The following is a 10,846-nucleotide window of genomic DNA, read 5'->3' on the forward strand; positions in this document are numbered from 1 at the left end:
CTTCGACAATCAGATTCTCAGCTGAAACCTCCACCGCCTTCAACTTCCCGCCTCAACTCCCCCGTACACCACATTCGACTTTAGCTCTGCGTTCTGACGACGCGACTCCGATGGCCATTCTTGGCGGCTACGGAAAAGGGAAGACAAGCCTCGCACTTCGACTTGTTTCGCAGCAGGCCGAACGGCACCGGAACGACCCGACCGAACGCATTCCTATCTTGATTCGGTTAGGGCAGGTCGTACACGAGACGCAACTTGAAGCGCTGTTCGGGAAAGAATTCACCGCGCGTCACCCGGCGACGGATTTCCGGTTCCAGACTCTGATGCACCTCAACGCGGAAGGGCGGCTGCTTGTCATCCTGGATGGGTTTGACGAGATGAAGCATGCGATGTCGCTCGCTGATTTCCGCGCGACGTTCAAAGAGTTCAACCGACTGTTGGGACCAAGAGCAAAGGTCCTGCTGCTCGGCCGCCCGAACGCTCTGCCAACCGAAGCTCGAACGCATGTGCTTCGTGGCATGCGACGGGTTGGATCCCAAATGGTCAACGACCCAAACTTCGGAACGTGGCGCGAGGAAGAAATCGCGTTTTTCAATGAGGAAGAAGTCGAGTCGTTCCTTCGGGCCTATTTACGTCACTTGTTGTCGGCGCGCGGCATTGAAGCTGTATCAGGCCTTTCGGCGGACGCATTTGTCGACTCTCGTGTTCGCGAGATCGTTTCGAAGGTCAGCGCCGACCTGTTGAGCCGGCCCGTACAAGCGAGAATAGTCGCGGACCTTGCGTACAACCCCAGCTTCATGCTGGATGGATTCACGAAATATACGCTGTATGACACCTTTATCCGCGCGGTAATTGATCGCGACATGGAGGAAAAGCGGGCACGTGCCATCATTCCGTTTGAGCCCAGGTTTTCGTTTCAGCAGAACCTTGCTTGGTGGTCGTGGACGAAGTCGGGTGAGGGCCAAGGGTACTTCAACCGAGATGAGATACCTCCTTATCTCGTAGAGCGCCTGCCGGATGGCGATGCGGCCGATACGGCCGCCAAACTGAATGAGTACATCGTTTCGAGCCTTACAGAAGAGAAGGAAGCTGGCGTCCTGTACTTTGCGCATCGGTCGTTTCAGGAGTTCCTGGTCGCAGACCATCTCCGTACCATTCAACTGACACCTGACCAGCATGTCACCCTCAGCGCCGCACTTACCCCGGATATTCGAGGTTTCCTGGATGAAGCTCCGGACCAGACCCACCTGGCGAAATGGTTTGAGACGTTAACCGCATGTTCAGGTCCGCTCAGCGTCGAGTATCTCCGGTATTTTCAGTCAGATGTTGCACTCGTTAAGACCATCGCGGCCGCCGCAAAATCGGACGCGTGCTCACCTGCCCATATCGCTATTCTCGGCATCACCCATGACGGCGCGGCCGATTGGCCCCTATCAGACGTCGAAACAATCGGTATTCTCGCCCATGCCATTGTTTCACGGGACAGGGAAACGTCATCGCTTGCTGCGTTGTGCCTCTTGCGCATGGCGCATGGGGGTTCTCGGACGGCAACTAAGGCGTTCGTTGCCGCGCTCCTGCTGCGCGTCGCCCAACGGGTGAGAGAGCCCGGGGACGTCGACAAGTCGCTGACGATCGCAAGTCAGAAATATGGTGTGCTAGAAGAAGTACTCAGCAGTTGTATGCGAAAAACCAGGAACGTCACTGACGGCATTATCGTTGAGATTGATATCAAAACGGCATGCCAGCTGCTCTACGACAACGTGACTTCGGACTACCTCACAGAGGCCGACGACCCAGAATTGAAGGCTCTCGTGACGCCGTATGCGATCATCGAACCGTCGGGATCCGAGCAGAAAGGTCCAACCAAACTCGCGCTCGCAGCAACCAAGGCCATTGAAGCGGTGAAGGGCAAAGAAACACGTGAAACGGTCGAAAAAATCGTCCGAGCTCGGGGTGAGCGCTTCAACGTGGTCAAAGTCGACGACCGGACGCGACGGATGTACAGCGTCCGCGACGATGAACCACTTGATATCGCAGACGATGCGGATGTGTCGAGGATTACCGGGCCGGTCGCCTGACCATTCGCCACAGTCCATGCTCGCGTTCCGTCGATCAATGCCAATTCATCCGATGGCTTTGGGTCGTCTCGTCGTGACGGCGATCGTCCTCTTCGTGCGCGTATTGGCTGGTAGTGTTGATTGAATCGTGCCCGAGGTTGTCGCGCACCGTGCGAAGATCCGTCTGATCCGTCTGGCTGTCCAGCATGTGCGGCGGGGCCGTATGGCGCATCCAGTGTGCAGACGCCGCGCGCAGGCACGCCGCGTGTTCGACGGATTCACCGTCCACGGACCAGCCCCGTGTCTCGATCCAGTCCGCGGTGTTCGCGTATTCGGGAAGGCCGCCTTGATCGAGTTATGCATGGTTTTGGTTTGACGCCGGGGGCCTTGCAACTATGTGATCGGCGAAACAGCATAGTGAGCGCGGTTTGCCGATCATTCATCTTCATTACTGCCGTCGCCTTTCCAATTGCCATCATTTGGAAAGGCGATTGATCTCGCTACGGAGACCCTTTATTCCCCTTACAAGCTCAGACCTAAATTCGTTCCAGCGTTTGCGCGAATCTTCCAAAGTTTTAGAAACCTCATATGGATCTTCCTCCCCCTGATAGTAAGTCTCCCACATTTTTTCATAACTGCCGATCAGTTGCATATAGTGCACATTTCCAGCTTCCGTGAGCTTCTCTGCATCTTCCAACAGCCGCTCAACTAGGGCCTTTGCCTCCTCCTTGTCTTTCAAGGCACCTTTCTTTGGTTTGGCGCCCGACGGAAAGATGTTTTGCGCTTGTCGCGCACGCTCCTGTGCATTCGGCGAATGGGTTATGCTGATAGCTGCCGATAGGGGACTAGGAACCTCTTTCAGGACCGGGCGGGCGGGTGGCTTGGTTGGCGTCGCCAGCAGATCTGCCCGGGAGGTTGTCTGCTGAACTGCTAGATGCGTCGTAGCTCTTGCGAGATGCTGCGACCTCGTTGGCAAGGAAGAGGAATCTTGGCTCCCGCTAAATGCCGCGGTATGAATTACTCCATCGTTTTCTAAGCTAACAAAAATTGTATTGAGATCGATGATTCTTTTATTTCCTCGGGTATTTGTTGTCGACAGTCCTGCGAAAATATTAAGTGGCTCCTGTGTGATTCCAGGATAGAACTTGATATCACAATGAATATCCTTAGCATAGTGCGGTTCTACCTGGACTGACGCGAGTGCATTCTTTCGTGTAGACACGAGGGGGCCAAGAACTCTATATGCGGCTTGTCCTTCTACGAGTAGCCTGTAAATAAAATATTTTCGAGCCATTGAGTTCGCCGAGGCTTCGTTAGCTGCATCATAAAGCTCCTGGAGATAATGGTCCGCCACCTTATGGCGTTGGTGGGTCGCTGCCGCGACCAATGCCGAGTTCGCTTGTGCGAATTCGGGCATCGCGCGGGCAAATGTCTCGGCCAAGACGTTTTTAAACGCTTCTTTGTTTAAGGTGACCAAAGTAACTCCGCTTGGTGGGTGCTTAGCGAATATAGACGAATTTCGGGGTATCCGAAAGGCTGATATAAGCCCAACTCGGCCCATTCAAGCGGATATTGATGATCGCTGCTTTAGCGTTCGCTTTCTCGCCTCGTGGGCCCCGACTAGCAGAGACATGTTGACGCGCAGTGGTGAGCGTCGTTGACATTCAGCGACGTCCAAGCCCGGGCGCGTTGGGGCAGATTCGCCAGACATCGCGCGGCCCGCAGCTCGAAACGTTTCGCTCAGCGCCAGTTCAACCGATGGCTTTGCGTGGTCTCGTCGTGACGGCGATCCTCCTCTTCGTGCGCGTATTGGCTCGTGGTATTGATCGAATCGTGCCCAAGGTTATCGCGCACCGTGCGTAGGCTCGACGTCGCGCGTCTGCGGGCGGAGCATGGCGTGCGCGACGCGGCCCTGGCGCAGGCGCGGGCGGATTTCGCGTTGGAATTAGAGAAGATGCGCGAGGACGGGCAGCGGTCGGAGGCGCGCTTGCAGGCGGCCGAGAAGCGCGCCCTCTTGGAGATCGAGCGCGAACGCGCCGCGGCTGCCCGATTACAAAAGGATCTAGTCGCCGCAACACGCCAACTCGAGCTACGCGATGAGACGCACCGGGCCGAAGCCGAGGGCTTGCGCACGCAACTCGGTGATGCCCGTCAAGAGGTGGGGGTGTTGCAGGGGCGCCTGAATTCCGTCGAGGCGACCAACGTCGCTTTGATTCGGGAAATCGACGCGCTGCGGAAGCAACTTGCTGCCGCCCCCGCGTCGACGGTTGTGCGGGCGCCTGGAGACAGGCGGCCAGCCAAGGGCCGCGTCGCGAAACTCGTTGTGCCTTTGCGCAATTCCCATCGTACTAAGGTGCCCGGGGCGTGAAACCGTTCGAGGCCGAGGTAGCTGAAAAATCGCTTGCGGCCGAACCGAGACGGAGTTGGGGACGACATAACCCAAGTGCGCACGCGCTTGCGGGCACGACGGGGCAACTGTCAGCGAATAATTTTACAATCGCGGTTCGCCGATTTCGCGCCGCCAGCGCCGGGGACCTCATTGTTGCTGCGGCCAACAACTCAAAGACCATTTCTTGCTCGAATGCCAAGTACTAGATGCGTGACAAAAGTTGTGACTGCGGAGCACTGGCTCTGGCCGTTGCCTTTCTGGGCACGGCTGTCCCAGGAAGACGAGAGGGTTCCGACGTTCCTCGTGTTCCAAGGTGGCGGAGCGAAGGGCATCGTCCACGTCGGGGCGCTGACCGCAGTTGAGGACGAGAAACTATCAATTCACGGTGTGGCGGGAACCTCCGCGGGGGCGATGGTGGCCGCGCTCGTAGCCGCTGGCTATAAAGGCAGCGAGTTATTCGACGCACACAAGGAGACGCATATCCTCGGAGCACTCGGCCCAAAGCTCGGTTTCAATAGGGCCATCGATTTTTTCGGCTGGGGTCCGTGGCAGGTACTGCGGTTCTGCCGTATGGTCGCCCCACACTTCGTTGCCGTCGTTATTGGGGCCTTCGTGCTTGCGTTTGCTGCACTTTCGTTTCTCGACGGTTCGCACCCCGACGTGGCCAAAATAATCGGCGTCGTACTCTGTCTGGTCGTCGTGGGACTGGGTTACTGGTTGTCGACTGGCATCACCACAGTAAGACGCGTCCGCGATTTCATCGAGTATGCGCTTGAGCGCAAACTGCGAGAAAAAATTGGCGACGCAAATCTGGACGAATCGCGGGGAATAACATTCCGACAATTGGCACGGGCCGGGGGAGTACCGCTAAGCATTGTGGCAACGAACGTCACGGACAAATGCGGCGAGGTTTTTTCTCTTGAGCGAACGCCCGAGGTGCGGGTAGCTGATGCGGTCGCTGCTTCGATTTGTCTGCCGGGTGTTTTTCGGCCGTGGCGCTTCTCGTGCACCCGCCGCAGTGGTATCGACGCGGAAACAAAGATGCGGCGGTTCCTCGATGGCGGTTTCATCTCGAATCTTCCTGTTTGGACTCTTGATGCTGCACGCGAGCTCGTCGACGACAGTGTGACGATCGCATTTGGCATCGTCCCTGATACGCTCTCTGAAGAGCCGCCACGAGAGGGGCATTGGCTGGGCGCGATAGGTTCTTCTGTCATCGCAGGAACGATGGAATTGGATATGCGAGCAGTCGAGAACGTTGTTCATGTGCCGATCGCGTGCAAGCTCAAGCTTTTGGATTTCGATGCCCGCCCGAGCGATTTTCGTGACGCTGTTTCGCAGGCGCGCGCAAAGGTTCGCGAGCGGCTTCGACAGGATCTGACGGTTATCCCCGCACTCATGGATGAGGCTTGCGAGGACATATGCGCTGAAGTGAAAGACAAACTCGTTGGCACGCCGCATCTCTGGGCCGCTGATGCAGAATTCGATGTTAAGGCCGCGCTGGCGGTCCAGCCCCGTGGCCACTACGACGGTCTCGCGGTGCAGTATGGATGGGGATTCGAGGTGCCGCCGGACCCAGATGGCAACGTGTCCGAGGCATGGCAATCAGGCCAATACTCATTCGAGCATCCAGTCGATGACGGCGAGTGGCAGGGTCCGTTCTGGCGGCTGACGGTGCCATGTTCGCGACGGCAGCCCGGCGGTATTCTCCCTAGAGTTAATGGCCGCATAGAGCGACCGCTCGTTGTGGTGGTTGAATTCCGGGCGAGCTTAAACGTCGATGTGGACCCACAGTCCGATGCATTCGCCGCGTTCGTTGGTAGTCTGAATAAGACTGTGCTAGTGTACGTTAACGATAGTGGCCTCTACGAGGCCGTTCAGCGGAGCACATCGTCACCATGGCACTGAAGAAATCTGGCACTTACCGCGTGGGAAGGCGGTTTTCCGTCTCCGCGGCGAGCGGAAAGGTCGTTCTTCGCGGTGAAAAGGGCGAGGAGCCACTTCACGAAGTGGCATTCATCAAAACGGTTCCCGGAAAGATCGTCGGAACGGCCGTTCTGCCAGACGTACCCGGTTCCCGAGGACATGAAGTGACAATCATCAAGAACACTCCCTTAAAGATCGTGGGGACGGCCGTTCTACCGGACACACCCGTTTCCCGTGGATACGGAGTCTACGTCTCACCGGGATTTCGAGCAGCGAAGCTTCGGTCCAAGATGGATCAGGCTATGCGCGAGTCCGAGGAGGCCCGCGAGGAGGCAACCGGCTCCGGCGACATGGTTGTGATCGGGGGCTAATTACTCGCACGAGCAGATGTGAAAAGGGCGCGATAGCGCCCTTTTCCGCTTCTACCCCACATCGCTCCCTCCGCCGATTGCAGCCACGCGGTCGTCGTGCCTTCAGGCAGCGTTTCGGTAGTGCGCACGCCCTTAAAGTCTCGCCTCGCTACGAACGTGCTTTACCCGGGGGATTTAAGGCTCATCCACTTCGACTCGTACGGCTGTCCTCAGTGCTGGAAGTGTCGCTTCGCTTTCGCAAGCGATGCATCGGCGTACAACTCCTCGCCTAGCGAGGGGCGGCCGTGACCCGGGTAAGCGCACTTTTCGTACGAAATCTGGCGGTTAGCTTCGGGCGGGACTACCACCTCGTTCACAAGGTAGTCGGCGACCGTGGAAGTGGCGCGTCGGTTTTCCCCGTCAGATGGGCGTGTTCGGCAGGAGGGGGCGCACGCGCCTAGTGCGGGCAAGTTCCTGGTACCCGCGCCCTGGGAGACGCGTCGTTGTCGGGCAAGTCGAACGCGGCCGCGCGGGCCGCGTTCGATTCGCTGCGGGGTCGGATCGAGGCCGTCGAGGCGAGCCACGACGCAAACGCGCGCGAACTCGATGCCCTTCGGCGCCAGCTTTCCGGCGCCCCGCGCCGACGGTGGCAGGGGCGCCGCGCGATCGCCGCCCGCCGAGGGTACCACGAAACCGCGCGGCTAAGCTCATGGTGCCGCTGTGCACGCCGTGGCGCGCCAAGGGACTGGGGGCGTGAATCGTGCGAGTACCCCAGTACCGTGCTGCTAAGCGCGGTCGCAGGTTAAAGTTTCGATATTGCTAAAAAGCCAAGTCGGGGGAAAGGATGAAGATCACGCTCGAGACCATCATGCGCGTCAGTGGTAGCGCCGAGGACGACCAGCGGGTTGCAAACGAGTTTTCGCGGGAGGCGATCGCGGAGGCAGAGGCGCGATTTGAAAACCTGAACACTCTGCGTTCGGGAAAAGCGATTCTCGACGACGCCGGAATTCGCGCCGCGAAGAACGCGTTGGCAGGCATCCGTCACTTGCATGCGCTGCTGCAGGAAGTCGTCGAATTCCACCGTCGCAGCGAGCTGCAGAGTGTCTTCGTCGCGGCGCACAAAAAAATAGGAGAGATGCTGGAAAAGGCCGAAACAATCTACCTACGCTTGAGCTCGCTGTACCCCGGCCGACGGTGATCGAATTCGAGGGCGGGCGTGGCGATGTCCTTGCCTACAAAGCGCGCGCTTCGCGAGCTTGTTCGGCGGTTTCGCGTAGACGGAGCGCTACGATGCAACGCTGGCGGACGGCGGGAGATCACGTCCACACCGGGGTGCGACGGAGCCGCGCCTGTTCGATAAGTACGAGTTGACTTAGGACAGCGTATGGCTGACGTGAGTTTTGAAGACGCGATTCGCCTCGCGGTGAACATCCTCCGCGACTCGGCGGAGTCGCACAAAATGCCCTCGGGGACTCCGCTGGATGGCGCGGCCACAGGTGCTCACGCTGCTGCGGCGGACGAACTGAGCGCGCTCTTGTCCCCCAGGTCGTCGGCAGTCGATGCGGCGATTACCGTGGAGTTCGACCCATCGTTCATCCGGGGCAGCGTGGAAATGTGGCGCAGCGCGACGGATATGCAGATCCTGTTGCACGACACGTTCAAGATCCATTTCATGGAACGGCGCAAGCCGATCCTCGAGGGTTTCAAAATGACCGGCAAGGCATGGCTGTCGATGATGCGCTCGATGAAGTCGACGACGAGTGCGCGCGAGCTTTCCGCGCTTTGCGGGGAGATCGAAGCCTTCGTGAAGTGGGCCGAGGACGGTCTCGCCGAACTCGCGCATTTTGGATGCGACCACGATGCGTGAAATGCGAGCGACGGCACAGAGAGCAAAGAACGATGGACCTGATTTCGATTCCGCCCATTTTTGCCTGTATCTCGTGCCGTTGGGTTGTTGGGAGTATACCCCGGCAGTTGTCGCGGCAAACGGGCGCAAGCCGTACCTACGGTCGTTCTCCGGGTTCAGTGTCAGCATGCTCGGTACGTCTTGGAGCGTGATGACGGCGGGCGACGCCATTCGCAATTTGTAAGATCTTGCCCAGCCAGGGTACGACCTTCGTGGGAGGCATGTGGATGACTAGCCGAGTACCGGGCTGCCAAGAGGCGGTTTACCGAACCGTCTCCGCCCTATCGCGCTGAGTTGGCGCAAGGCAAGGACGGGCGCGGCCCAGACCGCACAGGATAACGCGTAGCCACTGGTTGCCCGGTTGGCCGTGTTACGAGAGCGGCCTGATCACAACGGTTGTGCACAACGCACGACGTATCAGTTTCTGTTTTCACAGCAAAGACTTGTAACGGACGTTAACGATGACGGCGCACTTTAAGGTTAGCGCAGGCCGTACGGCCTGTTACCCGGTCACACGGGAGCATGTGGAGGAACGTCTGGGACGACGGGCGCCATGGTTTCGTCAGGGGCAGCGGCGCGGCGACGACCAGCACTTTGCTGTGTGTCCGTACTGCGACAATGCCATTCAATTGAAGGGCGTGTACCGGAGGCACGAGACTAGCCCCCGCCCCTACGGGAGCCACGTGGGGACGCCCATCGAAGGCTTCGAGTTCGACCAGATCGACCTTGAGCACTGTCCGTTTCGGCTCAGTCGCAAGTCGCACGGCAAGAGCGATCGTCGGGAAATGGGTCCGGTTGCGCGCCAGCTGATTGAACTTGCGGTTTCGGAATTCGCTCGGATAGTGTTGATCTTGCGCGACGATTTTAGCTTTCGCTTCTCTGATGCTTTTGCCGAGCGAATGCTCGACCAATGGTTCGACTCGTGCGGCTTTTGCTACACGGGCGCGCATCTGCGCAATTTGCCCTGGATGATTGCCTATTTTGGCCCAGCGCAGCCCCTTTTTGGCCAGGCAATCGGCGCAAACGCCGAGCTCGCCGATCGCGTCAGGGAAAAAGTCCCGCAGGCGAGCGTCTCTGAATCGGGACGGCTGGAAAGGGGCTCCGCCTGGTTTGCCATCGACTTGCAGTGTCTGCATCATCGGATGGAAGTTGAAGCGGATACGGGCGAGCTGCACGAGAGCATGAAGCTACGGGTCCAGGACTTCACGGCGTCCAATGACGCGACGGTTGCTCCAACGATCTACCAGAAGCAGATCATCTTTGCCCCGGATCGCTTTGAGCGCCTGATTCATACACCCAAGGAGCGCGCGAGGCGCGATGCGGGATTGCTTGAACGCGCACAAACGATCGCCGCGAAGTGGCAGCTCTGAAATCGGCAAACACGCCACCTATGGTCGCCCCACACCGTGCTCGCACGGCGTGCTATCGTCCGCGTTCTTCACAGCCTCGACGTCATCGCCAATATCGCGCTTTTCGTTTTTGGGTATTCCGGACGAACGTGACCGCCGATTCCGGACGAACGTGACCGATTTCCGGGCTTTCCGGAATCGGCGGTCACGATGCCGGAATCGGCGGTCACGTTCACCGGAATACGCACGGTTCGGGCCGATGTGCGCTTTCACCGGCTACTTGTCCGTTCAGTCTGCGATGTGGCTCAAAACACCGTTCCAGCCTCAACCATTTGCGCTTGTGGTTCGCGCATGGTTGCTAGTGCGGTTCCGGCGGAGCGCATCGCCGAAGCAAGAGTCGTAGGCGCTCCCATCTTCATACGTAAACTCGGAATTGCATTTCGGACAGGGAGGTAGTGCGCTCATGTATGACCTTTGATGTCTCGCGACGGTGATGACGGTAATGAAAGCGAGTAAGTATACGCGCCCCGGCGCACCGGTCCCCGACAACTGCGGGTTGTAACTTGCGGCGGCCGAATCCGCGTAATCAGTCGAAATATCTAATCCGTCAACCGCGTCGCTCGCTAACCGTTGAACTACCACTTGACCGCAAATGCAGCTCCCGACCAAAAGTGTCAAAGCCGGATTCACATGTCCGAGCGCTGGCTAAATAGAAGTGTCCGGTTCTAAGGTTGTTTTTCTTTCGGTTTCAAAGGCAAGAGCGTAGAAGAAAAATGCCTGAACGGGCAGGGCGTTGACGCCTTAGGTGAGGGCACGTGCAGACCGACGACCTGGTTTTGAAGGTTGGGCAGGGCTCAACTGCACGATCG

Annotated in this window: 10 protein-coding genes; 7 read left to right on the plus strand and 3 right to left on the minus strand. The window is 58.4% G+C overall.

Annotated features, from left to right (window positions below; translation table 11 throughout):
• Positions 1-2,078, plus strand: a 2,078-nt coding sequence (locus DXT59_RS10285; protein WP_205417399.1) for an NACHT domain-containing protein, incomplete at its 5' end; no start/stop codon positions are given.
• 34 nt (positions 2,079-2,112) lie between these two features.
• Here the strand turns inward: DXT59_RS10285 and DXT59_RS10290 are convergent.
• Positions 2,113-2,346, minus strand: coding sequence for a tyrosine-type recombinase/integrase (locus DXT59_RS10290; RefSeq protein WP_338065163.1), 234 nt, complete (start codon positions 2,344-2,346; stop codon positions 2,113-2,115).
• A gap of 186 nt (positions 2,347-2,532) precedes the next feature.
• Positions 2,533-3,534, minus strand: coding sequence for a hypothetical protein (locus tag DXT59_RS30535; protein WP_162878022.1), 1,002 nt, complete (start codon positions 3,532-3,534; stop codon positions 2,533-2,535).
• 420 nt (positions 3,535-3,954) lie between these two features.
• On the opposite strand from DXT59_RS30535, the gene DXT59_RS30540 reads away from it, so the two are divergent.
• The 6 genes from DXT59_RS30540 to DXT59_RS10330 all read left to right on the plus strand — a co-directional run bounded on the left by DXT59_RS30540 (position 3,955) and on the right by DXT59_RS10330 (position 9,998).
• The gene (locus DXT59_RS30540) at positions 3,955-4,425 is read left to right on the plus strand and encodes a hypothetical protein (protein ID WP_162878023.1); all 471 of its coding nucleotides are present in this window, start codon (positions 3,955-3,957) and stop codon (positions 4,423-4,425) included.
• 231 nt (positions 4,426-4,656) lie between these two features.
• Positions 4,657-6,354 (plus strand): patatin-like phospholipase family protein, encoded by a 1,698-nt coding sequence (locus DXT59_RS30545; RefSeq protein ID WP_205417400.1) that lies wholly within the window; start codon positions 4,657-4,659, stop codon positions 6,352-6,354.
• Positions 6,345-6,743, plus strand: coding sequence for a hypothetical protein (locus DXT59_RS10315; RefSeq protein WP_116136814.1), 399 nt, complete (start codon positions 6,345-6,347; stop codon positions 6,741-6,743). Before DXT59_RS30545 ends, DXT59_RS10315 begins: the two co-directional genes overlap by 10 nt.
• Positions 6,744-7,566: 823 nt before the next feature.
• A complete protein-coding gene (locus DXT59_RS10320) occupies positions 7,567-7,920 on the plus strand; it encodes a hypothetical protein (RefSeq protein WP_116136815.1) in 354 nt (117 codons plus the stop codon).
• A 261-nt stretch (positions 7,921-8,181) separates the two neighbouring features.
• Positions 8,182-8,589: a hypothetical protein gene (locus DXT59_RS10325; protein WP_162878020.1), complete on the plus strand. Its 408-nt coding sequence runs from the start codon at positions 8,182-8,184 to the stop codon at positions 8,587-8,589.
• A gap of 722 nt (positions 8,590-9,311) precedes the next feature.
• Positions 9,312-9,998: a hypothetical protein gene (locus DXT59_RS10330; protein WP_162878025.1), complete on the plus strand. Its 687-nt coding sequence runs from the start codon at positions 9,312-9,314 to the stop codon at positions 9,996-9,998.
• Positions 9,999-10,301: 303 nt separating this feature from the next.
• On the opposite strand, the gene DXT59_RS31495 is transcribed toward DXT59_RS10330, so the two are convergent.
• Positions 10,302-10,442: a hypothetical protein gene (locus tag DXT59_RS31495; RefSeq protein ID WP_116136819.1), complete on the minus strand. Its 141-nt coding sequence runs from the start codon at positions 10,440-10,442 to the stop codon at positions 10,302-10,304.
• Between the last annotated feature and the right edge of the window lie 404 nt (positions 10,443-10,846).

Source organism: Trinickia diaoshuihuensis, from assembly GCF_003390925.1.
Lineage (GTDB): Bacteria > Pseudomonadota > Gammaproteobacteria > Burkholderiales > Burkholderiaceae > Trinickia > Trinickia diaoshuihuensis.

Excerpts from the sequence above, each read along its gene's own strand:
- DXT59_RS10320 (WP_116136815.1), top strand. The coding sequence starts at position 7,567 with ATGAAGATCACGCTCGAGACCATCATGCGCGTCAGTGGTAGCGCCGAG.
- DXT59_RS10325 (WP_162878020.1), top strand. The coding sequence starts at position 8,182 with ATGCCCTCGGGGACTCCGCTGGATGGCGCGGCCACAGGTGCTCACGCT.
- DXT59_RS31495 (WP_116136819.1), bottom strand. The coding sequence starts at position 10,442 with ATGAGCGCACTACCTCCCTGTCCGAAATGCAATTCCGAGTTTACGTAT.
- DXT59_RS10315 (WP_116136814.1), top strand. The coding sequence starts at position 6,345 with ATGGCACTGAAGAAATCTGGCACTTACCGCGTGGGAAGGCGGTTTTCC.